Source organism: Paenibacillus terrisolis (assembly GCF_056171975.1).
The window spans coordinates 105,090-130,805 of record NZ_JBKFGG010000008.1 but is presented as its reverse complement, the minus strand read 5'-3'; the positions used below and the strand labels follow the sequence as shown (position 1 = coordinate 130,805).

Sequence of the window (25,716 nt, the reverse complement as noted above, 5' to 3'; positions counted from 1 at the left end):
TAACCCGGGAGTAATGAAGATGAATAAAAATCGATTGTACCGCGGACTTGTTCCCTACATGTATCTGTTGCCCTCCATGGTCGTCATCTTAAGCTTGCTGGCCTATCCGCTCGTGTACAACTTGTATGTGAGCGTGCATCGCTGGGATTTAAGCCGGGCGGATAAGCCGTTCGTGGGCTTCGGCAATTTCAAGGAAGTATTGACGAGCGATATCTTCAAGACGGTTTTGACGACGACGGTAGTCTGGACAGTTGTGGGCGTCGTACTGCAAATGCTGATCGGCCTCATCGCCGCTCTATATGTGGACGAGAGACGTAGAAGCAAAGGAATTTTGCGTTCGCTGCTGCTGCTCCCCTGGATTTTGCCGGGGGTCGTAACCGCTTTGATGTGGAGCTGGATGCTGCAATCCGATATGGGGATCGTGAACCATGTGCTGCAGCTGCTCCATATTACGGATCATAATCTGTCCTGGCTTGGCTCCAAAAACATGGCGCTGGGAACCCTGATTTTCGTCAATACCTGGAAGGCCTTTCCCTTCTGGTTCCTGATGCTGCTGGCCGGACTTCAAGACATCCCGAACGATCAGGTCGAAGCGGCCAGAATCGACGGCGCCCGCTGGTTCGGCATCGTTCGGTACGTGAAAATCCCCCATTTGAAGGGGATCATCGGCGCGACGGGTGTCATTACGACCATATGGACGCTGAACTACTTCGATTTGATCTGGGTGATTACCAAAGGCGGCCCGCTGGACGCCACATCCACCCTGCCGATTTATACGTACCGGCTTGCGTTCGAGTTTTACGATTTCGGCAAATCGTCGGCCATGGCCATCGTCAGCTTGATCATCATCGCGATTATCTGCTTGCCTTACATGCGGGCGATGCTGAAGTCAATCAGGGAGTGAGTAGAGATGAAGGGAATACGGACGGCTTTTCATATTGTTGTCTTTTTGTTCATTTCGGTCGTCATTTTGTTTCCGATCTATTGGCTGTTCGTCACGTCGATCAAGCCATCGAAGGAAATTTTCTCGACGCCGCCAACGCTGTTTCCCAAGCAGTTTACCTGGGAGCATTATTCGAATGTTTTTCGCACCTCCAATATACCGACTTATTTTTTCAATTCGATCGTGATTACGGCCGTATCTGTGGTCATTGTGCTGCTCATCGCCAGCCTGGCTTCCTACGCCATGACGAGATACGAATTCAAAGGGAAATTCTCCTACCTGACTTTTATTTTGTTTGCTCAGGTCATGCCGCTGACAACGCTCATCGTTCCGCTGTATATCGTTTGGGGTAAGCTGAATTTGCTGAACTCCTATACGAGCATCATTCTGACCTATTGCGCGATTTTGCTTCCGATGGCGATATGGCTGCTGACGGGATATTTCAAAGGCATTCCGAAGGACATCGACGAAGCCGCCAAAATCGACGGCTGCAGTTCGCTGGGAATTTTGCTCCGCATGGTCATGCCGCTCGCGCGTTCGGGACTGGTTGCCGTAGGGCTGACCGTGTGCATCACGGTATGGCAGGAAATTATGATCTCGATGACCTTCGTTACCTCGGATGAAATGAGAACGCTTCCGGCCGGGATCAACACCTTTATCACGCGTTCCGGCATTCAGTGGGGCCCCTTGAACGCGTCGGGGATCATTACGACCCTGCCGGTTCTCCTGATTTTCATTATCTTCCAGAATGCGTTGGTCAAAGGCTTAACCGCAGGATCAACTAAAGGGTAAAACACACGGAGAAGAATAACGAAAAAGGGGTAAGAAAGTCATGCTGAAAACCTATGCGCCGGACCTGGGCGTGCTTAGCTCGGAGGACGGTTTTCTTTTTCTGCAGGCGTCCGGCGACGGCCATCATATCAAAGGGCAAAACGGCGTGCTGGACATCATCGCCACGGGAGACCGCAAAGTCGAGTTTATCGTATTCGAAACGAAAACCTTGGCTTACGTCACATCCGAGATGGGATATCCCGCCTATTATCCGGTTCACCCGGTTCATTTTGAAAAGCCGGCGAAGGCGGTCCTCATGGATCTGGACGGCACAACCGTAAGAAGCGAAGAGTTCTGGATCTGGATTATTGAACAAACCTGCGGAAGTCTATTGGGCAATCCGAAATTTTCGCTGGAGAATGCGGATCTGCCTTTCGTTTCGGGGCACAGTGTCTCGGAGCACCTCAAATACTGCATCCATAAATATTGTCCCGAGAAAAGCGTGGAGGAAGCAAGGCTACACTATTTCGAGCATACCCGCCGGGAGATGGATGAAATCATGAAAGGGCGGGGGAAAAAGGGAGCTTTCACTCCCGCGCCGGGAATCAAGGAGTTCCTGCTGGAGCTTAAAGCGATGAAGGTCAAAATCGGTCTGGTGACCTCGGGGTTGTACGAAAAAGCGTACCCCGAAATTCTATCCGCTTTTGACGCTTTGAATTTGGGCGACCCGAAGGATTTTTACGATTGCATCATTACGGCGGGTTATCCGCTTGGACAAGGCGCGGCGGGAACACTCGGCGAATTGTCGCCTAAGCCGCACCCTTGGCTGTATGCGGAAACCTGCAGAGTGGGACTTGGCATTCCTTTTGAAGAGCGGAGCGCCGTGATCGGCATTGAGGACAGCGGGGCGGGAATTTGCTCCATCCGCCTGGCCGGCTTCGCTTCGATCGGGATCGGCGGAGGAAACATCCTCGAAAGCGGAACGAAAGGACTTTGCAACTATTACGGCGACACGTTTACGGAGATTCTGAACGTCATCAAGTAGGGGAGACCCGGGAGGACCGAAACATGAATAACCACGAAAAAAAAGTAGGATATATCGTACCCCATACCCATTGGGATAGAGAATGGCGTTACCCCATCTGGAAAAACCGGATGCTGCTGATCGAGTTTATGGAAGAATTGCTGCATATTTTGGACACCGATCCGGAGTACCATTTTTTCCTCATGGACGGCCAGGCCGCGCCTATTGAGGACTATTTAGAGGTCGTGCCCGAAAACCGGGAAATCGTGACGAAGTATATCAAAGACGGGAGGATCGGGATAGGACCTTGGTACACGCTGCCCGATCTTTACCCGCTGGACGGGGAAAGCCTGGTTAGAAATTTGCTGAAAGGCATCCGCGTCTCGCAAAAATACGGCAACCCGCTCAAGGTGGGCTACAACTCCTTCGGGTGGGGACAAACGGCTCAGTTCCCGCAGATCTACGCCGGGTTTGGCCTGGATTTTATTATCTGCGCCAAAAAAGTGTCCGACGAACGCGCTCCGGAAAGCGAATTTATGTGGAAAGCGCCGGACGGGACCGCGGTCCTCACCAGCCGCTTAGGAAAGCATGCGAGGGCGAACTTTTATTTTCACGCCCATCTCTATGCGAAGTATGGAATAAACTGCTTGAGCAGCGAGTACAAGTATAGTCCCGGCTTGTCGGGGGTCGCGCTGCATAACGCCGCTTCGCAAAACGGCGACGAAGATTTTTTCATGATCGAAGCGAAAAAAGGCTATCGCCCGGAATTGCTGGAAAAAGGCCTGAAGGACGCTTGGGAAGCCACGGATGCCACGGTGCTGAAGAACCACCGGTTATTTTTAAACGGGACCGACTTTTCAACGCCTCATCCCGATTTGTCGCGAATGATCAAGGATTTGAACCAGTTGGACGAAAACACGGAATTCATCAACTGCAGCCTGGAGGAATACGCCGGCAAGCTGCATGAACTGGTGGACAAGGATCGGCTTCGGGTTATTGAAGGGGAGCTGCGGGACGGTCCGGCCAGCGATTGCTCGGGGAACGCGCTGGCCTCAAGAATTTACCTGAAACAGCTCAATAAGCAGGTCCAAAACGTGTTGATCCATAAAGCGGAGCCGTTATCTTCCGTTTTGGGAATGCTTGGCGCCAAATATCCGAAGGGCTTTCTCGATACGGCGTGGAAATATACGCTGGAAGCCCATCCGCATGATTCGATCAACGGAGTTACGCAGGACAAAACGGCCGACGACGTTGAGAACCGGCTAAACCAGGCGCTGGAGATCGGGAATGTAGCCTACGACAAGGCCGTCTCCGAAACGATCAAAATGATCGATCTTTCCAAATATGAAGAAGACGATGTGCTGCTGGTTGTCTTCAATTCCCAGCCGAGACCGATGAGTCAAATCGTAAAGGCTTGCGTCTGTACGCCGCAGGAGGAAAGCGTCTGGAGCTTCAAAGCCATCGACTCCGACGGAAACCCGCTCGAGATCCAGGAAATTTCCCGGGACGAAAAACCGTTTCCGGTGCACGATTTGGAGGCGCGCCCATGGCCTTATTTTGCCGACCGGCATTTCATCTATCTCGAAACCGGCGAAATTCCGGCCTTTGGCTACAAGGTGATCCGGTTTATTCCGGAGAAGCATTTCAACCGCAATCATTTTTATTGGATGGACATGCGAAAGAGCACGGGCGAATGGATCTCCAAAACGGACAATGTGCTCGAAAACGAAAACCTGCGGGTCGAGGTTCAGTCTAACGGAACGCTGAAGGTGCATGACAAGCAAAGCGGCAGAGTGTACGACCGCCTTCACTATTTCGAGGATGCGGGAGACGTCGGAAACTATTGGGCGTATTACCCTCCGTACCATAACAAGACTTTCACGACGCTTACGGGTCAGGTTAAAACCTGGTGCGAGGATAACGGCCCCCTTTCCGCGACCATCGCGATCGAATACAATATGGAACTGCCGAAATATGCGCATGAAGCGACGTACGGCATACAGGGAGAAAGCAAACGGAGCGACGAGACCGAAATATTGAAGATCGTTTCGCGGGTGACGCTCCAAAAAGGCGCCAAAAGAGTAGATATCAAAACCACAATGAGCAACAATGTGCAGAATCATCGTTTGCGCGTTGCTTTTCCGACTGGGATTCAAGCGGAATATGCTTCTTCCTCGGGGCATTTTACGGTGGACGACAGACTGCGGGTTCCGCAAAAGGGAACGGACGGCAAATATTGGCCGGAGATGCAGACGCTTCCGATGCAGCATTTTGTGGATGTCAGCGACGGAGAAAAAGGACTCGCTCTGTTGAACAACGGGCTCACTGAATATGAACTTAAGGATGACGAAAACTCGACATTGTACCTCACTTTGTTCCGGGCGATGGGCAACATGATCGTGACCTGGTGGGAAGCGGTTGGCGTATTTCCCGGGAAAAAAGGCAGCCAGCTGTTGAGAGACATGGAATTCGAATATTCCGTTTATCCGCATGAAGGCGACTGGGCGGAAGGAAAGGTATATGCGGAAGCGGAGAGCCTGAATGTACCTGCTGCACCTTATCAAGTCAGCGGCCTAACCAAAGGCAGCCTGCCGGAGAAACACAGTTTCTTTTCGGTCCAGCCGGACAATTTGATCTTATCGGCATTCAAAAAAGCGGAGGATCGCGACACCTACATCATGAGGCTCTTCAATCCGACGGATCAGGAAATCAGCGGCAGCATTGAATTTGCGGGCGATATCAAGTGCGCCTATCTCACCAATCTGAACGAAGAAAGACAGCACGCTTTGCCGCTGGACGGCAGCAGACGAGTCCGTATTGGGGCTGCGGCTAAAAAAATCATAACGATCGAATTCGAGTTTTAGTTCGGCCCGCCGCCTTGACGTTGTCGACTATTCTATTTAGATGGAGTTAGATGGAAATCATCCCGCTAATAGTTGAATATTCCCCTTGTCAGCGCCAATTAACTGGAAAAGCTCCATTTATTTCTTGCTAAAAAAGCTTCCCGGGGAATGATTTCGATGATTACCCGGAGCTTTTCCCGTTAAATAGGCATAGAAGTAGATTTTGTGCAAAATAACGGGAGGATTTCCATCTCGCACTTTGTTTCGGATGAAGTATAAAGATACAACCGGTTTGATCGAAATCGGTTGTATCTTTTTCTGCCTTTTTTGGTTCGTCCATAGATGTGGAAGAGATTCAATCCTCCGAAGGTTATTCACCCGCTTGGGCACTCATAACTTCCGTTTTTAATGAATAGGTATCTATTTAGATTAGAACTGGAGCTGTGAATTCCTCGAAGAAGGGGTGAATGAAGATGGATGAAGGGATGCGGAATCAGCCGATGCATGGGCAAATGGCCATGGCCATTCCCCAGCCGATACGCGCGGATGGCAGCGGAGCCACGGATTTGGGGCCTCGGGATATTATGCGGGATATGGAAAACCCGAACATGCTCGTTCCGCCGGTTACCGACAACGGGTTGGTTCCCAACCTGAGATTTTCGTTTTCCGATACTCATATGCAGTTGAACCATGGCGGCTGGTCGCGGGAAGTCACCATCCGGGAGCTGCCGATCGCAACAACGATGGCGGGCGTAAATATGCGGCTGACGCCGGGAGGCGTAAGGGAGCTGCATTGGCACCAGCAGGCCGAATGGTCCTTCATGATCCTGGGGAAAGCGCGGATTACGGCGGTGGATCAGAACGGGAGAAACTTCATCGCGGATGTCGAGCAGGGCGATCTTTGGTATTTCCCGCCCGGCATTCCCCACTCGATTCAGGGTCTTGAGGGAGGCTGCGAATTTCTGCTGGTTTTTGACGACGGGCATTTCTCGGATCTGAACACGCTGTCGATATCGGACTGGTTCGCGCACACTCCAAAAGACGTGCTGTCCGCCAATTTCGGAGTCCCCGAGAGCGCGTTTGCCAACATTCCGAATCAGCAGGTCTATATATACCAAGACAAGGTTCCGGGGCCGATTGAAACCCAAAGGGTTGAATCTCCATACGGAGAGGTGCCGTTAAGCTTCAAACACCGCTTGTTCGCGCAAAAGCCGCTAAAAACACCGGGCGGAAGCGTGCGAATCGTCGACTCCACCAACTTTCCCATTTCCAAAACAATTGCCGCCGCTCTAGTGGAAATTCAGCCCGGCGCCATGCGAGAACTGCATTGGCATCCGAACAATGACGAATGGCAGTATTATCTCACGGGCAAAGGCCGCATGACGGTGTTTGCGGGGAACGGCGCGGCACGTACCTTTGATGTCCGGGCGGGCGACGTCGGTTATGTACCGTTTGCCTTCGGCCACTACATCCAAAATACCGGCGATCAAACGTTATGGTTTCTCGAAATGTTCAAAAGCGACCGGTTTGCGGACGTCTCCTTAAACCAATGGATGGCGCTAACGCCTCATGAACTGGTCGAAAGCAACTTGAATGTCGGTCCGGAGCTGATGAACGCCTTACGCAAGCAAAAGTGGCCCGTGGTCAGATATTAGCGTTAACGTATGTAACGGAGCGCTTCCTCAACATCATCCATTTGCAGGATCAATTGTCGGATATCTTCGGAGACCGGATGCCGAGCCGCGATTTGCGGCAGCAGTAGGCCTATCGTTGGTTTACCGTCCGTATCCGTCTCTCTCACCGCCATGTCCTCCAGCACCACGGAGACTCCGGGAAGGTCGCCGAACTCTTCGGCTTCAAACGGCTCAAAGGGGCCTTCAATGGGAATGTACAACGTACCGGTCCAATCCAGTTCGCCGGGAGATAACCGAATAATCAGCTGCAGGGGCCGCAAAGCATCTCCGTAAAAATCGCAATACGCGGCGATTTTCATTCTATTCGTCTCCCTTCTTGTTGAGCTGGCGTTCGAGCTGCGTCAGCATGCGCCGCGTTTCGCTGGACCAGGCGGGCTCAGGCTGCCGTTGCCGCTGCCGGTCGGCTTCCCGAGCCGCGGCGATCAAGCTGCCGTATAGAACCCTGCGCTGGATTTGATCCAGCCGCTGCTCGGCCAAATCCGGCGGAACGCGAAATTGTTCGGCGATATAAGGAATCGCTTCGCCGCGATGATCCGGGACGGGCAATTTGGCGAATATGTAAAAAGGAACGGCGGTATACAGCACGAACTGTTCCGCTTCGGTTTCCTGGGCATTTTTGAACAGCTCGGTCATGTGGCGCTGATCTCCGGAGTGTCTAAGCACATGGCATAGCTCATGAAAAAAAATCAACCGGGCGGTGATGTCGTCCGTGTGTTTATTAAGGAAAATCACCTTATCCTCATTGTCGGAAAAAGAAGGATGATCCCCGTAAACCAGATCTACGCCAAAAGCCTCGGCGATTTTGTCGATCTCGTGGTCGGAGATGCTCGCGATGCCATGGGTTAGGCATTTTGCGGTTATCCACTGTTCCAAAGGGGTTTCCTGATAGTAGGAAAATAACAAGGTTATCACCTCATACAAGAATATATGTTCGGTTATATGGCGGAAATAAGGGCCCCGAGTAGGGGCCTTTTTATTTGGATTGAATGATTTGGCTGAATATTAAGCTAAACGATTAGACCGAATGATTGGGGCCGATCCACGCCGCAAGAGCGATGTCCTGGTGGGCACGATCATTTTATTTTTGGTAAGCCCGGGTTAGGGGGCTGATTGTTCTCCGTCAAGCAGCTTCTTTTTCTGCTCCCGGTAGGCTGTAAGGGCCGCCTCCATCATGGCGATTTCGTCCGCGGTATATGCTTCCGGACCGCCGTAGAAAGACATGTTGACGGCTTTTTCCTCGGAAGGAGACGGATCAAGCGTCCGGCCAATCAAATAGTCGGCATTCGTGTCCAGAGCGTCGACGATTTTTCTGAGCGCATCAGGATCCGGCTTGCGATCGTTCGTCTCATATCTCGACAGCTGAACGACCGACAAATCGGCTTTGGACGCGAGATCTTTTTGCGTCAAATTTTTCTGTTCGCGAAGATTTTTAATCCGATCGCCAAGCGTTTGCATAGGCACTCCTCTTTTATCCGTTTAGAAAATCATAGCACTTATTGCCAAATCGGTAAAGAGGTGAATGTTGCCAAAACGGTAATTTTATCGATTGACATTACCGAATTGGTAACATATAATCGGAATGTACTTACCAATTTGGTAAGAAGAGGAACTTTTATCGCCATAAAACGAACATACGTTCCAATTGCGACTTGATGTAATGTTTATAAGGACATAAGCAAGTTAATGCAGCTAGAATTAGGGATTACCATTTTGGCAACCCGGTCTAGTGATCTGCTCTGGTAAACCGCACCACTATAGTAACAAACATTCGAACGGAGGGGTTTATATGGGAAAAAAACGGATTCATGTCTACTCCGCATTGTTTAGCGCTTTGCCGGTGAATGAGGCGGCGACCCGGGCCGCGGTGGAAAAACGGCTCGAAGAGGTCCGGCTGTACCGGCAGATCGGGTTCGTCCGTCAGGAAGCCTTCATCACGTCTGCCTATGAACCCCGGTTTCATGGTTCTACGAATACCGTCGGCAAACCGACCGAGCGCTTGGCCATCCGGAACGCGGACAGCGAAGCCGAGCTGATTCGGAAATCCCATTTGCTGGACAAAGCCATGGGCGGCTTGTCGCCGGACCAGCATGAGGTTATCCGTCGCAGTTATCTCGATCCGGCAGGCGAATACGACTTCATCAGCTGCGGGGAGATGGGCATCAGCGACCGGACCTACCGCCGGATCAAGGCCAGCGCGATCCGTTTACTCGCGGCAGCCATGAAGCTTGAGGTGTACGAGGACAGAGAAGAACGTAGGAGCGCCAAACACGAAGTCGGCTGATGCCGGCTTTTTTTGCGGGATGAAGAGATACGGAGGAAGATAGGTCAAATATGGAACGTTTGGGGTACGCTGATGAAACCCGGGCGGGCTCAAGCGAAATCCGATGGGATGGGAGACGGAAGAGGAGACGAGATAGGGCACGAAATAGGAAACGGAAAGAGAGAATGGGAGAGACGAATGAAAAATAGCGCCCCCAAATGGCTCTATTTGAAGGATGCGTGCGACAATCCATGCAATAGAGGCAAATAATGGCCCTATTTCGGCACAGAAATGCCAAAAGGGTCCTTTTTCTTTGGATGAAGGGAAAATAGGACCATTTATTACCCTTATTATGAAGAAAGGGTCTGAAAACAAACTAATAAGGGTAATGAAGGCGCTTATTTTTGCCGGGAGTGTTGTTGAACCACTTAAAGCGCGCGTACTCCGGAAAATTGAATCGCCAGGTCCCTTATAAGCTGTTGTTGAACTAGTTGAGACCGGAGGCCGACAGCTTGGTTTCGGCATAGGCCGGTAAAAGCGCGAAGGGCAGTACTTTGTAGAAGTATCCACTTAAGTATTTATCTGTTGCCCGATGCCGTCCGCTGTTTATATGTTAGTATGCTGTCCCCGCACTCAGCCGCCTGCTTGTTGCTGATCAGTCCCTCTGTTGCCCTCGCACTCCACCGCCCGCTTGTTGCTGATCAGTCTTTCTGTTGCTCCCGTACTCCGTCGTCTGCCTGTTGCTGATCATTCTCACTGTTGCCCTCGCACTCCACCGCCTGCTTGTTGCTGATCAGTCTCTCTGTTGCTCCCGTACTCCGTCGCCTGCCTGTTGCTGATCATTCTCACTCTTGCTCTCGTACTCCGTCGCCTGCCTGTCGCTGATCAGTCTCCCCATTGTCTGTCCCATACTTGTCCGGTCACTGTCCGCTGCTTGTCCGTTCGCTCGACTTTTGCCGTGATAAATTTGTATTGTGGGAATCGGGTGAGAGAAATCGTCGCCGGATGACAAACACGAATAACGATCAGCCGCTGAAGCTTTCAGCGGTTTTTCTTTTGGGAGGAGACCGGGATGACGAAAAAGAACAAAACTCCGCCGTTGCCGCCCCTGGAAGACTGGAGCCAGCCGGAACGCTGCCGAGGCTGCATTTGGGGACGTATGGAAGGAAGCAAGCAATTTTGCAGCCTTCCGCGCTGCGTGATTGAAGAAGTTGCATGGCGCACGTAGAAGAGCCGGCTATGCTCAATAGCTTAGCTTCATGACAGCGGCTACTGTGTTCAAATTGAATAACGTCGAACTGAGGACATTGTATACCGGGTGTGCCTTATTCAGGAAATGCAATGCGTCATCGCGCATTCCGGTGGATCACGCAGTTCCCGATCCAAAATCCGGCGATTTGCCTGAGAGGAGGTGAAAATCATTGTTGGAGTTATGATGAACATCATTCGCAGCAAACTGCTGGACGCCGTTCCGAATCTGAAGGAGGTTTACGAAGGTTCTCCCCCTTCCGATGCGGGAAGCAACAGCCCATATGCGGTGCTGCTTGGCGGCGAAGAGGGAGGCGGCAGTCCGTGGAAGGGACTCAGGCAGCTTTTTGAACTTGATCTGTATGTCCCTTCGTCCATGCCGGATGAATTGAACACTTCGGCGCAACTGGTGATCGGCGCGTTCGATAAGCAGCTGTTGCAACCGGGTACCAGTGAAAGTGGAGGTTATGCCGTTTTTTATTTGGGACAGACGGATGAAGGCGAAGCCACGGTCACAGCCCCTGAGGGAGACATGCTGAAACGCGGCCTGCGATTTGCCGCCCTGCTGCCGCAGCCGATCTCCGAACCGGTTCCGATTACGAGCGATCCTTGGCTTGAGGCCGTCTGCTCGTGGTCGGCCGGGAAGCTTGGCCCGGAATGGTCGGCGTACAGCGGCGCTTGGCCGCAATCGGCAACCGTACCCTCCGTCATGTGGCGGATTGTCGGCATGGACACGCGGCCTGTGGGGGCATCGGCTTTTGAAATCGAGAAACGGTTGACCGCTTATTTTCGGACGGCAAACGCCGATCAGGAGCATGCGGCGATCCTGAAGCTTCTTGAAGCCCTCGGGGCGGCGCCGAAAATCCCGCTGGATGGCGTGGAACGGCGTTATATTCGGGTCAGCGATCCCAAGATGAGCTTGCCCGCGGCCGTTCCCGCTCCCGGTGCGATTGCCGAAGGACCGCTAAGCGTGACGATAAGCCGTGTAACGAACCATTCCCCTGAGACGGGGCCGCTTATGCAGTTCGTTCAATATCAATCCAAGATGAGGTGAATCACGTGGCAGACAAAAAAGGAAAAGCAGATACGAACCCGGTGACAGCACATTCCAAGACGGGTTCCGGAACGCTGGCGAAGCCCGCAAGCAAGCAGGGTTCCAAATCGGCGGCAAAATCCGCGAACCATCCGACATTGAAATCGGCGTCTCGATCCGCGGCATTGGCCGCTTCCGTTTCCTCGTTTTCGGGGTATCCGGTTCAGGAACTGATGTCGGGGTCTGAAACGATTTTGGGCGTCAAGCCCGAGGTGCTGGCCGGAGCGTTGACGGGGATCGACCAAACGGAGATCGGGGCAGATGAAGCCAAACAGCTCGTAAAACAATTTTTGGGGAAGAAGGTGCAGTAAGATGGCAGGAGGAAATTGGAGTTTGACGGATCAGCCGGTATTACCCGGGCTGTATATGAATTTTGTAAGCGCGGCGGGAACCGCGATTCAAGCGGGAGCGCGCGGCGTGGTTGTTGCTCCGGTTAAGGCACATTGGGGTCCGGTAGGGCAATTCGTGGAGGTGGCCAGCGAGGCTGCGATTAAGGAACTGTTCTCGGATGACGAGTCCGAAGGCGCAACGGCATTCACTACCTTGTATCTGGCCTTGCTGGGCGGGCCGCAGAAACTGCTCGCCTACCGCATTGCCGACGGTACGGAAGCTCAAGCGTTGACCCCTCTTAAAAACGCGGTGTCCCAAAACGCAGCTAATGTGAAGGCTAAGCATCCCGGCAGCCGGGGTAACTCTTTGAGAGTGACCATTCAGCCAAGCCTTGCGGTTCCAGGGACGAAAGAACTGAAGCTGTACGAAGGGGCCACCCTGCTGCGGTCAATTCCAATCGGTGACGGCACGGTGGATCAGGCGGTGGCCGCCATCAACGGGGATACCGGGAACAAGTGGGTTGTTGCCGAAAAAATCGGCGATGGAACGCTGGAGGACATCTCAGGCGTAAGTTTGTCGGGCGGCTTAAGCGGTATTTCCGCCATTACGAATGCAGAATACGTAGCGGCTTTGGATGCCATTGAAACGCAGGACTTCCATGTGCTGACCCTTGACGGCGTATCCGATCCGGCGCTCCATACAAGCGTTGTGGCTTGGGTGAAGCGAATTCGCGAAGAGGGTAAAGGGGCTATTGCCGTACTGGGCGGTTCCGAAATTGAAGATAGCGGTCCGGCAGCCGTGAACGCAACCATTGCCCGCAGTGCGGTCATGGACCATGAAGGCATCGTCAACGTCGGTACCGGCGCGAAGCTGAACGGCAAGACTTACTCTTCGGCTCAGGTGGCCGCCTGGGTGGCCGGTCTGGTTGCCGGTCAATCGCTCAAGGAATCATCGACCTATGCGCCGGCTCCTTTCGATGACGTGACGCGCCGCTGGACGCGTTCCGAACAGGAGGAAGCGGTGAAGGGCGGCGTATTCCTGCTTGTGCATGACGGCCGCAGAGTCAAGGTGCTGCGCGGCGTGAACAGCCTGATTTCGCCTCGCGAAGGCCAGAACAAAGGCTGGAAAAAAATCCGCAAAATCCGCGTGATCGACCAGATCAACTCTGATCTGCAGCGCACCGCCGAGGACTATTACATCGGCAAGGTGAACAACACCGAAGAAGGACGCCTCGCGTTGATCGGCGCCGGGAAGCAGTACTTGCAAACCCTGGCGAGCGAAAGCGTCATTGAAGCGAGCGGCTTCGACGTGACGCTCGATCCGCGCTTTTACGGCACCGCTCCGCAATTCGTGCCTGAAGATGACCAGGTGTTCCTGGCCTGGACGGCGGACGATACGGACGTTATGGAGCAAATTTTCGGCACGTTTTACGTGCAATAATCGATAAGGGGGAAATGAAACGATGGCACAATATCTTGATCCCAGCCGCGTCATTATGGGCACGTTCGGGCAAATTTTTATCGACGGGGCTTGGCAGTCCAACCTGAACCATCTGGAAGCAAATGTCGAGGTGGACAAGCGGGAGCTGAAGCTCGTCGGCGCGGATTATACCGTACACAAACTGGGCAGCAAAAAAGGCACCGGAACGATGAGCGGCTACAAAGTCACCTCCGATATGATCGCGCGGGGTTTTCAGCGCTTTTCGATCATTCACAAGCTGGAAGACCCCGAAGCCTACGGCTTTGAGCGAATCCGACTGGACGGCTGCATCGTGGACAAAATCCAGCTGGCAAACTGGACCGCGGGCGAAGAGGTTACCGAGGAAACGCCGTTTACTTTTGAGTCCTACGCGCTGCAGGATCCGATCTCCGCATCCTAATTTTTAAGGAGGAGTAAGCTTTGAGTCAAAACGAGCTTTTCAACGAACAGGAAATTTTGGACGGTCTCTTCGAAACGGCAGCCAATCTGCCGGAAGAGGCCGTTTTTATTGGGCGCCTGGGTCTGCGCGTAACGCTGCGGGGGTTAACTTCCAGCAAAGTGGACGCCATCCGGGAGCGCTGCACGATCCGCAAGACGACGAAAGGCCAGGTGACGGAAAAGATCGACAGCGAGCTCTTCAATGCCGCGTTGATCAAAGAAGCCACCTCTCAGCTTGAGGTCGTCAAAAAGAGCGGGGACGGCAAGGAGGAGCAAAGTGTGAAGCTGAGCGGCTGGGGCGATGACCGCCTGACCAGCCGGCTGAAGCTTTCCGGAGGAGAAGAAGCGGTCCGCCGCTTGCTTCTCGCCGGCGAATTGGACGCCGTGGGCGACAAGGTGTTGGAGATCTCCGGCTTCGGGGTGGATATCGAAGACATAAAAAACTAATTGGCTCCGGCGGCATGATGACGCTGCTGTTCCATATGTGGACGCGGCATCATCTTCGCCCCGGGGAATTTTGGTCGCTCCCTAAGGGAGAGCGCCTGCTGCTCCGGGCTTTTTCGGAGAGGGAACTGGAGATGTAGGCTTGATTGCCCGCTCCGGACATCCCTCTTTCCGGCTCAGGCCGGGCTGGGCGCACCATGCAAGAAAGGAGGTAACCTATGCCTGACAAAGAGATTTACGAGCTTGACGTGAACATCGACAGCCGGGATATCGACAATACGGAGAAAAAGCTCCGCGGCCTGGACAAGCTGCTTCAGCAAACCCAGCGTCGTGCCGGGCTTTTGGGCAAAACCAGGATCAAACCGTCGATTACGCTGAACGACCGCTTTACCCCGGTTGCCCGCAAAATCGACGATACCTTAAGACGGATTAACCGCACGACGGCAAAGCCGGTCGTGACGCTTTTGGATAACGCATCCGCAGTCGCCCGGCGAATCCGCTCTTCCTTGGCCGGACTCACCGGCACGCCCTGGCGCGTTTCGGTCGCAGGGGTGGATTGGGATGCGGTAGTCGGAGACTCGTTTGACGGATGGATGGGATCCGGCGGGAAGAAGACGATGCAGGCGATCTCATCTTCCATCGGCACCGCGCTCGGAAGCGGGATGAAGGGTTTTATTATGGATGCGATTGGGTTGGGGGATGCCCCGAAGATGGAGGATACCAACTTACCCCCGAGTCAATTGTCACCTTTATTAAAGTTCCCTGGTTTAGGGCAAAAGGGCGGTTATTATCGGAAACCGAATTTCTTTGAGGAATTCTCCAAATCCATCATAACGGGTCAGAAAAACAACATCTTAGAGAAAAACACTCTGCCGGTTCAAAACGGATCGGTATATGCAGAGGCGGGGACAAGAGCTGGACAAGCTTTTTTCCAGGCTTTTTTAGGAGAACTTAATCCTAATCAAATTGCCGGAAAACTTGGAGGAGCGACGGCAGAATCTGCTGGTGGGAATAAGGGAGATTCCGGTGGATGGTTCAAGTCTTTCATTGAAAGTTTGTTAACTAAAGTCGCTGTGGATTTAATTGTTAAAAAAGGTCCCGACTTAGGCAAAGGGTTATTAAAGAAATTGAAACTCGGAGGAACAACTGCTTCTGCTGCAGGAGGCGCATCATCAACTGTATCCGCGGAGGCTGCAGGCGGAACAATAGCTCGCATATCATCCTACGGAAGCAAAGCTCTTACGACAGTGACAAAAGCGCTCCCATTCTTAAGTAGACTGGCCGGAGTCGCCGGACTAGGTTTTACCATATATGACACGCAAAAATATATGGACAAAACAGGAATATCGCAAGCCATGCGAAGCGCTCCAAGCAAAATTTGGGATTCAATGAATGCGCCGATGACCGAGATTAATGGTAAGCCTGCTAAGGACATGGGATATTTTGAAATCTGGTCGGAGCTTGGAAAGGAACAATATAACAAGATAACTGACCGGAATTATTGGGAAAAGACTTGGGATGGTATGAAGTACACCTGGAATACCTTATTAGGCAAAAATGTTGATGCTGGTAGTTCAAGCATGTCCACCGGAACTAACTCATTTAACAACAACGCTTTGCGAAGTCCGTTAAATAAATACCCTGAAGTCTTCAAGCCTATCCAGTTTTCGGATTCTTCGAAGAACTTTCAAACCTTCAAAGAAGCGATTCCGAACAATTCCAAGCAGACAAACATCAACGTCTCCCTGCCCAAAGGCTCCATCAACCTCACCGTCAATAAAGACGAGATCAATTACGAAGAAATCGGCAAGGTGACGGGCCGGAAAATCGCCAATGAGATGCGGCTCGCCATGCTGAATATGAATTAGACGGAGGTGAAGCCATGGGCGAAATGAATATTACGTTGGACGACGGGAAGACCAAATTCACTCTGCCGGTGAATCCGGAGGAAATCACGATCACCCGAAGCAAAGCGTTTGAAACGGTCAATATCATGTCGCTGGGGGAATACGATTTCCCGGCAGGAGAGAAGGTGAAGGAAATCGCCTTCTCTTCTTTTTTTCCGGCCGCCTACAATGAAGGGTTTTGCAATTACTCGGAACTTCCCGATCCGCAGGAGGCGATGAATCTGCTCACCACGATGATGAACAGCAAATCGCCGGTTCGGTTGATTATTGCGGGCACGGCTGTGAACGTCCTTGTCCTGATCTCGGCGCATAACAGCAGCTTCAAAGGTGGAGAGCCGGGGGACGTTTATTTCGATCTGACGGCCCGCACCTGGCGGGAGGCGAAGGTCTACACGGCGGTCGGCACGAGCGCTTCTTCCGCTTCCGGTCAAACGAGCCGTCCCGACACGAAGAAACCCGCCAAAACGTACGTCGTAAAGTCGGGCGACTCCCTTTCCAAAATCGCCAAGCTGGAGCTTGGCGACAGCTCGAAGTGGCAGCTCATTTACAATGCGAACAAGAAAACGATCGGCAATGACCCGAACAGGCTTCAGCCCGGACAAAAGCTGGTGATGCCGCAGTGAGTTATGAAGTGGTGCTGCAGAACAAGTACTATTTGCGCGGGCTGGTTGAGGGGCTTTCGCTTAAGGATTCGCTGGATCAAATTTCGTACCAGGGTACGATTCAGCTCAGCGTTCCGCCTTCTTTTCCCGGCATTGAACCGGGGCAGGAAATTCGGATCAGCGGGGTGCCCTACGACAGCAAAAGCGGCGAAATGGTTTATCTGCTCCATCCCGGCGTGGTGTGGGAGTGCGCCAGTACGATGAAAGAGTCGAAGCATCTGTCCGTGACCGTGTACGACCGGACGATCTATCTCGCGAAATCGGAGGACGAGTATCTTTTTCCGGCGGGAGGGACAGCCAGCCAACGCCTCAAAAAATACGCGGCGGATTGGAGCATCAAGCTGGATGCGGTGCCGGACACGAAAATACAGCTAAAAAAAGCGGTGTATCGTCCGCAGACGCTTTACGGCATGATCATGGCCGACCTGAAGGAGACCGTGAAGGCGGGAGGGGCGATGTATGTTCCGAGAATGACGCCTGCCGGGCTTATGTTTTTTGAAATCGGCAGCAACGCCAAGGTCTGGATGCTCGAACAGCTGGAGGAAGCGACGCAAAACCGCACGCTGGAAGGGACCGTGACGAGAGTCAAGGTGATCGGCACCGAGGACCAAGCGGAAAACGCCCCCTCCAAGGTGCTCGCCATGGCGACGGGAGAAACGGCCAAATACGGCGTGCTCCAGCGGATCGTCCAGGACGAAAACGTCAAAACCACCAGCTCGGCCAAAAAATTCGCCGAGTCCATGCTGACGGGCCAAGGCCAGACGTACACGGTCACCTGCCTTGACCTCAATACGATTCGGGCCGGGGACAAGGTGAGCTTCAACGGGCTGAGCCTGATCGCTACCTCGGTCGTTCACGAGCTGGGCGATCCGGGGCATATGACTTTGGAGCTAGCTGCAATGGACGACGTGAAAAGGAGGTATTTTCTTGAACAATGATCCTTATACGGCGCTGGCCGTTTCGCTGCGTGAAAATGCCGCCCGGAAAGCGGCGGAGGCCTTGACCGGCGTAACGGCGGAATTGGGGAGCATTACGGAAACGGGGCTGAAGCTCGACAGCTTCAAGCATGAAATCAAAGATTATTTGGTCGCGGAGTTTCCGGGGACGCTGAGGCTGCCTGCTTTGAAGCTCATTGGAAGCGTGACAGGGCTTAAAGATGGCGAGGGCGGTACTGTTTCGGGAAAGGGCAGCTTCACCTACGATCCTTCCGAAACCGAAAAGGTCTCGCTGACCCTGAAATATCAGCCGGGGGACCGGGTGCTGGCGCTGCCGGTGAACGGTGGGAACGACGCGATCGTCATTTGTAAGGTGGTGAAAGGCAATGGCTAATCTTTTTCCGGAAGCGGCGGGGGATGCCTGGACAGATCAAGCGGCGGCGGTTGAGCCTGGGGGCGAGATATCTTTTGGGCGCAGCTGGAGGTTTGATTTTGAGGCCGGGGAGTTCGTGATGACGCCTGCGCTTAAAATAGCCCGGGCCGACGAAACCGACGCCTGGGTGATGTGGTGCGAAAAAGCGATCCGTACGCCGCGGTATCGGCACTTGATTTACTCCCGGGGATACGGGCAGGAATTTGACGAGCTTATTGGAAAAGGCTACAGCCGCGGCGTCCAGGAGAGCGAAATCCAGCGGATTGCCACGGAAACGTTGATGATGGATCCCCGCACGGCGAGTGTGAACAGCTTCTCTTTTGCCTGGCAGGAGGACGGTTGTTCTTTTAGATGCCGGGTGAAAAATGTACGGGAGGAAGAAGCGATGGTAGAGGGGAGCGTGACATAATGGCGGAGATGCCGCTTTATTTGCAGGATCAGACGGAAGCGCAAATCATGCAGCGGATGCTGGAGCGGGTGCCTTCGGATATTGACAAATCCGAGGGTTCTTTTATATGGGACGCCGAGGCACCGGCGGCTTTCATGCTGTCGGAAGCGGCGGCGTGGGCGCAGCAGGTGTTGAGCCGCGGCTTTGCGAGCACGACGTACGGGGAATATCTCGATTTGCGGGCGGAGGAGCACGGGGTCACCCGGCGTCCGGCCGTGGCGGCGACGGGAAGCGTCAAGTTCACCGGAACGCCGGGAAAAACGGTTCCTGCCGGGACCTTAGTGGCGACGCCGGCGGACGAGTTCACGGCGGAAGCGTCGGTGGAGTATGAGACGACGGTGGCGGTCACGCTGGACGAAAACGGGGAGGGAACGGCTCCTATCCGGGCGCTTGTTCCGGGCAAGGCGGGCGTTGTACCGGCAGGCGTCATCGTGGTTATGGCGACCCCGGTCAGCGGCGTCTCGGCGGTGACGAACCCGGAAGAAACCCGGGGCGGTGCCGATATCGAATCGGACGAGCAGCTGCTGGAGCGGTTTTATTCCCAAGTGCGGAATCAGGGAACGAGCGGCAATAAGGCCCAGTACATGAAATGGGGCGGCGAAGTCCCGGGCGTGGGCGGGGTTCAGGTGGAGCCGCTGTGGAACGGGCCGGGAACGGTAGGCATTTATTTGCTGGACTCGGATAAACGCGCAGCCAACGAGGAGATCGTAGCGGCGGCGCAGGCGTATATCGATCCGACTCGTGATGGACAGGGCGAAGGCACAGCGCCTGCCGGTCCTATCGTGACAGTGATGCCTGCCGAAGAGGTACCGGTTGACATCCGCGTGAAGCTGACACTCGCCAGCGGAGTGACGATGGACGAGGTCAAGGCGAATATCGAAAACGGTGTGCGAGCGTATTTGAAGCAGTTGGCTTTTGCCGACCCGTTGGTCAGGTTTACCCGGATTGCGGCGATTCTGCTCGACATTCCGCCGATCATCGATTATGCCGACCTGACGGTAAACGGAAATGCGGATACGAATCTGGAGATTTATCCGGGACAGGTTGCGGTGTTGGGGACGGTGGATTCATATGAGTGAGGTTTTGCTGACAAGCCCGCGCGGGAAGGAGATGTTCTCCTACCTGCCGGGCTATTACGAAAGCTCCCGGGTCGTTCAGTCGGACATGAACGCCAAAGGCGCGGAGATGGATCAGCTGTTCGAGGCGCTGGACGAAACGCTGCAGCAGTATTTTGTCCGCACTGCCACATGGGGGCTGGACCGCTGGGAAACCGAGCTCGGCATCACGACGGACCTGAGCAAACCGCTCGACCAACGCCGCGCCGTCGTCGAATCCAAGCTGCGCGGCAGCGGCAAGTTCTCGGGACGATTGGTGAAGAACGTGGCGGAGGCTTATCACGGCGGAAAAGTAGACGTTAGTTTTCAACCCGCTGAATGGAGCTTCACGGTACATTTCGTCGACACGATCGGCATTCCGCCCAACCTTGATGACCTGAAGGCCATTATTGAAGAACTGAAGCCGGCTCATTTAGTTTTGGAGTTTGAATTCAATTATTTGCTGATCCGGGATATCGACGGTGTGTTGACCCTGAACCAACTCGAAGAAATCCCGTTATCCAAATTTGCAGGAGGTGATCTCGTTGGCCACTAACACACCCAATCTCAACTTGCTCAAAAAAGACCCGGCAATCGATGGGAACGATACGTTTAATATCCAGGCGATGCTGAATGATAACTGGGATAAGATTGATGAGGCGGTGGGGAGTATGGATATTCCCGATGCGTCGCTAACCCAATCTGGCATTGTTCAGCTATCCAATTCTATTGATGGTACCAGGGAGAACGTAGCAGTGACAGAGAGTGCGCTAAAGACAGTGAACGATTCTGTTGTTGCGCAATTAGTGGATAGAGTGAATCACGTACCTTACGCCGCAGACACAGGTACAGCAAATGCGAAAGTAGTTACGCTTAATCCTGTACCAACATCATATGTTGAGGGTATGGCTGTTGCATTTAAAAATGCTATTCAAAACACCGGAGCAGTTACTATTAACGTCAATGGACTCGATGCGAAGTCAATCCTTAAATCCAACGGATCGGCACTTGCAAGCGGAAATTTAAAAGCAAATAGCATTTACACAGTGCGATATAACGGTTCGGCTTTTATCTTACAGGGTGAAGGAGGTGAGTACGGAACAGCGACCGCAGATGATGTGCTAAGTCCTAAAACCATCGGGACAGACAATGGAATAGTAGTGGGAGCAATTACGAATCGCGGGTCTAGCAACATACAGTCTAAGATAGGGACTAACGTAACTATTCCTAATGGTTTTTATGCTGGCGGCTTTGTACTACCGCCGCAAGTTGAGCCGGGTTCTATGGCATTATGGAGTCAGCCTAGTCCGGGAGTGGCCTTGTCTTCGAATGTTCCCTATACTTTAAACATTGGAACGCAATCTCCATATAGAATCAAAATTTTAAAAGCGGGAATCTATCGGGTAAGTTTTACATTGCAGAATGCTTCGTCAGCAACTATGAGTGGCACAGTAAACAGAAATGGAAGTTATTACGGAACACAGCGAATGGTGAGTAGTAACACGCTTCAAGCATTTATAGAGGACTTGTACTTTGAAGTAAATGATGCTATTAGTTTTACAGGTTGGATGGGGACGAACAATTCTAATTATGGATATATAATCAATATGTCAATATCTATGTACCAACCATCTTATATACAAGTATAGTAATTTAGGGAGGGACAATCAGTGGTAACTAAAATTCAATACGCTTCCGAGGTGGAACGACAGCAAATAATTGATGAAAATTCGGACTTGTATTTGATTGAAGAACAGAATTTGATTGATGGAAATTTTGTTTTGTTTTCTGATGAGCCGCCAAAAGAGCCTATTGTTTACGTGTCTGTTCCTAAAGAAGAATTTGAGAGTGTGAAGACCTCACAAGTCTTGATGCAACAAGCCCTTGATGATCTTATTCTGGGAGGTGCAATGTAATGGCTGCTTATATGGGAATGCGTGTAATTGTGGGGGCTCAAGATTATTCGTATGTAATCGGCAAGCGGCCTGATCTCAAAGTAGGTATTGACGCATATTTGACGGAGCAAGGGCGAGAAGAATTGATTGTCGAGTAACGAACTACAGGACGATACTGTGCAACAAACTTAACTTATATACAAATCTAATATACAAATCTAAACTTTATTCCCATCCCCCGCTCCCCGGGGGATCTTTTTTTTCCAAATTCCTAGTAATCCGAAAGAGGGTGAGGGTAATGGATATTACGGCGATTACGGCAGTGACGTCGGTGATTGCGGCGCTGAGCGGGATGGCGCTCGGGTGGGCGGGGCGAGCCCGGGCGATGCGGCAGGAGCTTGAGGTTTCGGCCGAGGCCGAAGCCGTGCAGCGCGCGGACGTTGAATATATCAAGCGCGGCGTGGATGATATGAAGGTTGAGCAGAAGATTCAGGGTCAGCGGTTTGAGGCGTTTTCCGAGCGGTTGACGCGCGTAGAGGAGTCTACCAAACAGGCGCACAAGCGAATTGACCGGCTCGAGGAATAGAATATAGCAAGGGGGTGATAGATTTGGATACGAGCAAATACATCATTGAACGCCGGTATATTGCCAAACGTCCGAATGTACGGCCGGGCACGCGGTTATTGACCGGAACACCAGCCTTTTTCGTGGCTCATGATACGGGCAATCCGGGGGCGGACGCGGATAATCACTATAATTACTTCAATACGCTTACCGGTCGTTCCGCTTCGGCGCATGTGTTTATCGACGATACGAAAATACTGGAGATCATCCCGACCGGTACCGGCTCCGACCCCGCCGAGAAGGCGTGGCATGTCTTGTACGATGTAATGACCGATAACGACCGGTTCGGATATGACGCGAACGACGCGGCGATCGGGATCGAGCTTTGCTACGGCGGAAGCATCAGCTTTGCCGAGGCGTATAAAAGGTATGTCTGGTATTTGGCGCTCTGCTGCGACAAGTGGCACAAAAACCCGCTTGCGTTCATTCCGTCCCACAAGCAGTTGGATCCGGCCCGAAGACAAGATTGCGAACAGGCGCTGGCTGCCGGTGGCAAAACGCTGGGTAATCTGCTCTCCGACATCGCCGCCGAAATGCAAAACACAGCCCCTCACGGTCCTAACCCGGATTTTACGCCACTCCCATCTTCCAATGCTCAATCCCTTATCGACAACTACGTATCCCCGGTCTGGTTCGCGGAGCAAAAGCAAGGCGACCGGGTCGGCATGACGCATTTTCATAACCTGGCCAACAACCTGAGACTTGCTGCCGGCATCCCGCTGACAGCGGGTTCGGCCGCACAGCCTCTCGCTAAACTGCCCAAAAGCAATGCCCAGGAAATCATCTTCCGCTGGCTCTCTCCTGCATGGTTCAAAGCGAAGACGGACGGCGACGCGGACCGTGCCAAGCACTTCAACAATTTGGCCAATGATCTGCGGCGTTCGGCGGGAATCCCGGCGGAATAAGAAAGAAGGCGAATTCCTATGCAAAATGAAGTTTTAACCGGCGTACTGGCTTTTGCCTCCGTGTTGTCCGTATTTGTGCTGGCCCTGGTTCAACTCGTGAAAACAACCCTAGACGTTCCCAAAAATCTTGTTCCCGTCATCGGCCTGGTCATCGGCGTATTGATCGGGGCCGCAGCCTATCCCTTTACGGATTTGGAGCTTGTTTTGCGCCTATGGGCCGGGGGATTGGCCGGATTGTCGGCCACCGGCTTGTTCGAGCTAGGCAATAACCGCCCGGGCTCGACGAAGGACAAATAGTTAAAAAGCCCTGTTTTCAGGGCTTTTTTTGTTTTTCTCGGCAGTTCTCGGCCACTTTTTCATATACCAAAGCGCCAACATACGGCATAATGAGTTAAGGAAAATAAAACGGTTAGAGGCGGAGAAGAACGATGAAAAAACGAATGGCGGTATTTCTTTTAGCATTAGCTATGCTTGCAGCGTGTTGGCCTGCGGCATCCTCTTATGCGGCGCAAGCCAATAACGCGAAAGCAGATCCATTAAACAGGCCCATTGAAGTCAATGTAAACGGCAAATTCGTATCCATGGACGTACATCCGATCATGGAGAACAACCTGCAGTTTTTCCCCATTCGATCTCTGACGGCCTTGGGTTTTTCGTACGACTGGAATCCGTCAGCCGGAGACATGACCATAACGAGCAAGACCGGCGTTAACCTGAAAATGACCGTGGGCAGCACCGAAGCCTATAAGGACGACCGACGGTATCTAATGGATAAACCCGCTTTCAACAAAGACGGCCGCGCCTTCATTCCAATCCGTTTTGTAGCGGAAATGTTGGATAACTATCGGGTCCAGTATGATACGATTCGCAAAATCGTTTTTCTTGACACGGCGGATTATAGATTTGACATGAGCCTCATTAACCAAAAGGACCTGCTTAGCGCACGCAGAGCGGCCATTTCTCTGCCGATCACGGCGAATTTTACAATCCTCGGCGCTGCAAACGGGCGTCACGAATACGCGTTTCCGTCCGGCAGAGCGGATACCTACTACCTGCTTGCCGATCATATTTACACCTTTGTCCAGATCAAAGACGGCAAAGCTGTTGCAATCGGGCAAATCGACGAGCGGGATGCCGCACATACAGCTGGCACTGTGCCTCCTAACGTGATGGAGCTTTATCAGCAAGGAAAAGTGCTTTTCTATGAAAACGGCGACGGTACCGCTACGGCTTCCTATCAGGATGATGCCAATAAAGAAGCGACCGTTAAAACGAAAGTCAATCTATACTCCGACATTATTCAGGCGTTACCTGATCTTCGCTAAGTCTGAATGTATACAAGGCAGCGCCCGTCCATCGGGTTCTGCCTTTTTTTAGTTACAGAAGATAGCAGTTTTTAAAACAAAAATGAGAGGATTCGAATATACAGCTTTTGGTAAAATGAACATATCCGATAGACGACGAAATATGCCATTTTCCGAGTAGCCTGAGAGCAGATAGGGGGATATTTGGTGAGAAAACGGTATGCTATCCTGATGATTTGTATTTTTGCGGCGGGTTGCTCCAACCAGAATCAAAAGCCCCCGTCTTCCGCAGAACCTCTGCAATCTCATAAACCGACTCAAATCTCCGAGAGCGTGGACAAGACTGTCGTTGTCCTGGCGGATACGGGCGTGTCCGGTGACATGCTGCAGGGTCTTACATTGAGAATCGGGCGGCAGGAGCAAAAATACGAGTGGCAAAATGCGTCCAATCCCAGCTACTATCCGGAAATTGCGACGGGTAATCTCGATAACGACCCCGAGGATGAAGTCGTCGTCGTGCTTACGAAAGGGTACGGAACGGGTATCCGGGAGTCGGAAATTCATGTCCTGAATCGGGATTTCAGTGAAATCTCCGTGGAGGACCCGTTAAGCGCCGTTAAAAATCGGGTGAAAACGGAACATAATCAAGAAGAAGTTGCGCAGATCTATAAATTTACCGTTGGCGGCAAGACGTTCTCTAAGGAATATGCCAACTCCGAATCGGGATTTTGGCTCTCGGATGTGGCGTTTGGGAATATGATCCGATATAGATTGCAGGATCATCGGCTTATCGCGGAAGTGTCAGCCCAAGCCTCGCTGGGGATACTTATGGGAACTGTGGAAGTGAGCTATCAGATGCAAGATCAAGCGCTCCGCGTCGATTCCGTTTAGCTTCAGCGATGCGGAGGAATGAAGACCCGGAGTTGCCGGAGAGGCGGAAC

At 52.6% G+C, this 25,716-nt stretch carries 30 protein-coding genes; 27 read left to right on the top strand and 3 right to left on the bottom strand.

Features of this window, described 5'->3' with window-relative positions; translation table 11 throughout:
• Window positions 1-19 precede the first annotated feature (19 nt).
• From ACI48K_RS09950 to ACI48K_RS09930, 5 genes are all read left to right on the top strand, one after another.
• Window positions 20-904 (top strand): carbohydrate ABC transporter permease, encoded by an 885-nt coding sequence (locus ACI48K_RS09950; protein WP_475027447.1) that lies wholly within the window; start codon window positions 20-22, stop codon window positions 902-904.
• Between the two features lie 6 nt (window positions 905-910).
• Window positions 911-1,735 carry a carbohydrate ABC transporter permease gene (locus ACI48K_RS09945; RefSeq protein ID WP_475027446.1) on the top strand — a complete coding sequence of 275 codons (825 nt, stop codon included), beginning with the start codon at window positions 911-913 and terminating at the stop codon, window positions 1,733-1,735.
• A gap of 40 nt (window positions 1,736-1,775) precedes the next feature.
• Window positions 1,776-2,759 (top strand): HAD family hydrolase, encoded by a 984-nt coding sequence (locus tag ACI48K_RS09940; RefSeq protein ID WP_475027445.1) that lies wholly within the window; start codon window positions 1,776-1,778, stop codon window positions 2,757-2,759.
• 23 nt (window positions 2,760-2,782) lie between these two features.
• Window positions 2,783-5,602: an alpha-mannosidase gene (locus tag ACI48K_RS09935; RefSeq protein WP_475027444.1), complete on the top strand. Its 2,820-nt coding sequence runs from the start codon at window positions 2,783-2,785 to the stop codon at window positions 5,600-5,602.
• A gap of 446 nt (window positions 5,603-6,048) precedes the next feature.
• Window positions 6,049-7,236 (top strand): oxalate decarboxylase family bicupin, encoded by a 1,188-nt coding sequence (locus ACI48K_RS09930; protein ID WP_475027443.1) that lies wholly within the window; start codon window positions 6,049-6,051, stop codon window positions 7,234-7,236.
• Window positions 7,237-7,238: 2 nt separating this feature from the next.
• On the opposite strand, the gene ACI48K_RS09925 is transcribed toward ACI48K_RS09930, so the two are convergent.
• From ACI48K_RS09925 to ACI48K_RS09915, 3 genes are all read right to left on the bottom strand, one after another.
• Window positions 7,239-7,574 (bottom strand): hypothetical protein, encoded by a 336-nt coding sequence (locus tag ACI48K_RS09925; protein WP_475027442.1) that lies wholly within the window; start codon window positions 7,572-7,574, stop codon window positions 7,239-7,241.
• A 1-nt stretch (window position 7,575) separates the two neighbouring features.
• Window positions 7,576-8,148: an ImmA/IrrE family metallo-endopeptidase gene (locus ACI48K_RS09920; protein WP_475027441.1), complete on the bottom strand. Its 573-nt coding sequence runs from the start codon at window positions 8,146-8,148 to the stop codon at window positions 7,576-7,578.
• Window positions 8,149-8,373: 225 nt separating this feature from the next.
• A complete protein-coding gene (locus tag ACI48K_RS09915) occupies window positions 8,374-8,730 on the bottom strand; it encodes a helix-turn-helix domain-containing protein (protein ID WP_475027440.1) in 357 nt (118 codons plus the stop codon).
• A 331-nt stretch (window positions 8,731-9,061) separates the two neighbouring features.
• On the opposite strand from ACI48K_RS09915, the gene ACI48K_RS09910 reads away from it, so the two are divergent.
• The 22 genes from ACI48K_RS09910 (at window position 9,062) to ACI48K_RS09805 (ending at window position 25,666) form a co-directional block, all read left to right on the top strand.
• Window positions 9,062-9,556, top strand: coding sequence for an ArpU family phage packaging/lysis transcriptional regulator (locus ACI48K_RS09910; RefSeq protein ID WP_475027439.1), 495 nt, complete (start codon window positions 9,062-9,064; stop codon window positions 9,554-9,556).
• Window positions 9,557-10,607: 1,051 nt separating this feature from the next.
• Window positions 10,608-10,763, top strand: a complete 156-nt coding sequence (locus tag ACI48K_RS09905) for a hypothetical protein (RefSeq protein WP_475027438.1) — start codon at window positions 10,608-10,610, stop codon at window positions 10,761-10,763.
• Between the two features lie 204 nt (window positions 10,764-10,967).
• Window positions 10,968-11,837 (top strand): hypothetical protein, encoded by an 870-nt coding sequence (locus ACI48K_RS09900; RefSeq protein WP_475027437.1) that lies wholly within the window; start codon window positions 10,968-10,970, stop codon window positions 11,835-11,837.
• 5 nt (window positions 11,838-11,842) lie between these two features.
• Window positions 11,843-12,187 (top strand): YqzN/YkzM domain-containing protein, encoded by a 345-nt coding sequence (locus ACI48K_RS09895; RefSeq protein WP_475027436.1) that lies wholly within the window; start codon window positions 11,843-11,845, stop codon window positions 12,185-12,187.
• A gap of 1 nt (window position 12,188) precedes the next feature.
• Window positions 12,189-13,646, top strand: a complete 1,458-nt coding sequence (locus ACI48K_RS09890; protein ID WP_475027435.1) for a phage tail sheath family protein — start codon at window positions 12,189-12,191, stop codon at window positions 13,644-13,646.
• A 22-nt stretch (window positions 13,647-13,668) separates the two neighbouring features.
• The gene (locus ACI48K_RS09885) at window positions 13,669-14,085 is read left to right on the top strand and encodes a phage tail tube protein (RefSeq protein ID WP_475027434.1); all 417 of its coding nucleotides are present in this window, start codon (window positions 13,669-13,671) and stop codon (window positions 14,083-14,085) included.
• 20 nt (window positions 14,086-14,105) lie between these two features.
• A complete protein-coding gene (locus tag ACI48K_RS09880; RefSeq protein ID WP_475027433.1) occupies window positions 14,106-14,570 on the top strand; it encodes a phage tail assembly chaperone in 465 nt (154 codons plus the stop codon).
• Window positions 14,571-14,815: 245 nt separating this feature from the next.
• Complete coding sequence (locus ACI48K_RS09875) at window positions 14,816-16,435, top strand: hypothetical protein (RefSeq protein WP_475027432.1); 1,620 nt, start codon at window positions 14,816-14,818, stop codon at window positions 16,433-16,435.
• 23 nt (window positions 16,436-16,458) lie between these two features.
• A complete protein-coding gene (locus ACI48K_RS09870) occupies window positions 16,459-17,097 on the top strand; it encodes a LysM peptidoglycan-binding domain-containing protein (RefSeq protein WP_475027590.1) in 639 nt (212 codons plus the stop codon).
• Window positions 17,094-18,074 (top strand): XkdQ/YqbQ family protein, encoded by a 981-nt coding sequence (locus tag ACI48K_RS09865; protein WP_475027431.1) that lies wholly within the window; start codon window positions 17,094-17,096, stop codon window positions 18,072-18,074. The genes ACI48K_RS09870 and ACI48K_RS09865 overlap by 4 nt, the downstream gene beginning before the upstream one ends.
• Window positions 18,064-18,465 (top strand): hypothetical protein, encoded by a 402-nt coding sequence (locus ACI48K_RS09860; protein WP_475027430.1) that lies wholly within the window; start codon window positions 18,064-18,066, stop codon window positions 18,463-18,465. Before ACI48K_RS09865 ends, ACI48K_RS09860 begins: the two co-directional genes overlap by 11 nt.
• Window positions 18,458-18,913 carry a DUF2634 domain-containing protein gene (locus ACI48K_RS09855; RefSeq protein ID WP_475027429.1) on the top strand — a complete coding sequence of 152 codons (456 nt, stop codon included), beginning with the start codon at window positions 18,458-18,460 and terminating at the stop codon, window positions 18,911-18,913. The genes ACI48K_RS09860 and ACI48K_RS09855 overlap by 8 nt, the downstream gene beginning before the upstream one ends.
• Window positions 18,913-20,031 (top strand): baseplate J/gp47 family protein, encoded by a 1,119-nt coding sequence (locus ACI48K_RS09850; RefSeq protein ID WP_475027428.1) that lies wholly within the window; start codon window positions 18,913-18,915, stop codon window positions 20,029-20,031. Before ACI48K_RS09855 ends, ACI48K_RS09850 begins: the two co-directional genes overlap by 1 nt.
• The gene (locus ACI48K_RS09845; protein ID WP_475027427.1) at window positions 20,024-20,602 is read left to right on the top strand and encodes a YmfQ family protein; all 579 of its coding nucleotides are present in this window, start codon (window positions 20,024-20,026) and stop codon (window positions 20,600-20,602) included. Before ACI48K_RS09850 ends, ACI48K_RS09845 begins: the two co-directional genes overlap by 8 nt.
• Entirely contained in the window at window positions 20,592-21,695 is a 1,104-nt protein-coding gene (locus ACI48K_RS09840; protein ID WP_475027426.1) for a phage tail protein, read from the top strand. Before ACI48K_RS09845 ends, ACI48K_RS09840 begins: the two co-directional genes overlap by 11 nt.
• A 21-nt stretch (window positions 21,696-21,716) precedes the next feature.
• A complete protein-coding gene (locus ACI48K_RS09835; protein ID WP_475027425.1) occupies window positions 21,717-21,962 on the top strand; it encodes a hypothetical protein in 246 nt (81 codons plus the stop codon).
• On the top strand, window positions 21,962-22,099 hold the full coding sequence (locus ACI48K_RS09830; RefSeq protein WP_475027424.1) for a hypothetical protein: 138 nt from the start codon (window positions 21,962-21,964) through the stop codon (window positions 22,097-22,099). Before ACI48K_RS09835 ends, ACI48K_RS09830 begins: the two co-directional genes overlap by 1 nt.
• Before the next feature lie 140 nt (window positions 22,100-22,239).
• Window positions 22,240-22,527, top strand: a complete 288-nt coding sequence (locus ACI48K_RS09825; protein WP_475027423.1) for a hypothetical protein — start codon at window positions 22,240-22,242, stop codon at window positions 22,525-22,527.
• A 14-nt stretch (window positions 22,528-22,541) separates the two neighbouring features.
• The gene (locus tag ACI48K_RS09820; protein WP_475027422.1) at window positions 22,542-23,471 is read left to right on the top strand and encodes a peptidoglycan recognition protein family protein; all 930 of its coding nucleotides are present in this window, start codon (window positions 22,542-22,544) and stop codon (window positions 23,469-23,471) included.
• 18 nt (window positions 23,472-23,489) lie between these two features.
• Complete coding sequence (locus tag ACI48K_RS09815) at window positions 23,490-23,768, top strand: holin (protein WP_475027421.1); 279 nt, start codon at window positions 23,490-23,492, stop codon at window positions 23,766-23,768.
• A 131-nt stretch (window positions 23,769-23,899) separates the two neighbouring features.
• Window positions 23,900-24,796 carry a copper amine oxidase N-terminal domain-containing protein gene (locus ACI48K_RS09810; protein WP_475027420.1) on the top strand — a complete coding sequence of 299 codons (897 nt, stop codon included), beginning with the start codon at window positions 23,900-23,902 and terminating at the stop codon, window positions 24,794-24,796.
• A gap of 186 nt (window positions 24,797-24,982) precedes the next feature.
• On the top strand, window positions 24,983-25,666 hold the full coding sequence (locus ACI48K_RS09805; RefSeq protein WP_475027419.1) for a hypothetical protein: 684 nt from the start codon (window positions 24,983-24,985) through the stop codon (window positions 25,664-25,666).
• Window positions 25,667-25,716 lie beyond the last annotated feature (50 nt).

Bases quoted from the DNA above. Each gene is read 5' to 3' on its own strand.
- ACI48K_RS09855 (WP_475027429.1), top strand. From the start codon at position 18,458: ATGGCTAATCTTTTTCCGGAAGCGGCGGGGGATGCCTGGACAGATCAA.
- ACI48K_RS09930 (WP_475027443.1), top strand. From the start codon at position 6,049: ATGAAGATGGATGAAGGGATGCGGAATCAGCCGATGCATGGGCAAATG.
- ACI48K_RS09910 (WP_475027439.1), top strand. From the start codon at position 9,062: ATGGGAAAAAAACGGATTCATGTCTACTCCGCATTGTTTAGCGCTTTG.
- ACI48K_RS09940 (WP_475027445.1), top strand. From the start codon at position 1,776: ATGCTGAAAACCTATGCGCCGGACCTGGGCGTGCTTAGCTCGGAGGAC.
- ACI48K_RS09885 (WP_475027434.1), top strand. From the start codon at position 13,669: ATGGCACAATATCTTGATCCCAGCCGCGTCATTATGGGCACGTTCGGG.
- ACI48K_RS09830 (WP_475027424.1), top strand. From the start codon at position 21,962: ATGGCTGCTTATATGGGAATGCGTGTAATTGTGGGGGCTCAAGATTAT.
- ACI48K_RS09935 (WP_475027444.1), top strand. From the start codon at position 2,783: ATGAATAACCACGAAAAAAAAGTAGGATATATCGTACCCCATACCCAT.
- ACI48K_RS09925 (WP_475027442.1), bottom strand. From the start codon at position 7,574: ATGAAAATCGCCGCGTATTGCGATTTTTACGGAGATGCTTTGCGGCCC.
- ACI48K_RS09870 (WP_475027590.1), top strand. From the start codon at position 16,459: ATGAATATTACGTTGGACGACGGGAAGACCAAATTCACTCTGCCGGTG.
- ACI48K_RS09810 (WP_475027420.1), top strand. From the start codon at position 23,900: ATGAAAAAACGAATGGCGGTATTTCTTTTAGCATTAGCTATGCTTGCA.
- ACI48K_RS09850 (WP_475027428.1), top strand. From the start codon at position 18,913: ATGGCGGAGATGCCGCTTTATTTGCAGGATCAGACGGAAGCGCAAATC.
- ACI48K_RS09825 (WP_475027423.1), top strand. From the start codon at position 22,240: ATGGATATTACGGCGATTACGGCAGTGACGTCGGTGATTGCGGCGCTG.
- ACI48K_RS09905 (WP_475027438.1), top strand. From the start codon at position 10,608: ATGACGAAAAAGAACAAAACTCCGCCGTTGCCGCCCCTGGAAGACTGG.
- ACI48K_RS09950 (WP_475027447.1), top strand. From the start codon at position 20: ATGAATAAAAATCGATTGTACCGCGGACTTGTTCCCTACATGTATCTG.
- ACI48K_RS09845 (WP_475027427.1), top strand. From the start codon at position 20,024: ATGAGTGAGGTTTTGCTGACAAGCCCGCGCGGGAAGGAGATGTTCTCC.
- ACI48K_RS09815 (WP_475027421.1), top strand. From the start codon at position 23,490: ATGCAAAATGAAGTTTTAACCGGCGTACTGGCTTTTGCCTCCGTGTTG.
- ACI48K_RS09915 (WP_475027440.1), bottom strand. From the start codon at position 8,730: ATGCAAACGCTTGGCGATCGGATTAAAAATCTTCGCGAACAGAAAAAT.
- ACI48K_RS09900 (WP_475027437.1), top strand. From the start codon at position 10,968: ATGATGAACATCATTCGCAGCAAACTGCTGGACGCCGTTCCGAATCTG.
- ACI48K_RS09890 (WP_475027435.1), top strand. From the start codon at position 12,189: ATGGCAGGAGGAAATTGGAGTTTGACGGATCAGCCGGTATTACCCGGG.
- ACI48K_RS09945 (WP_475027446.1), top strand. From the start codon at position 911: ATGAAGGGAATACGGACGGCTTTTCATATTGTTGTCTTTTTGTTCATT.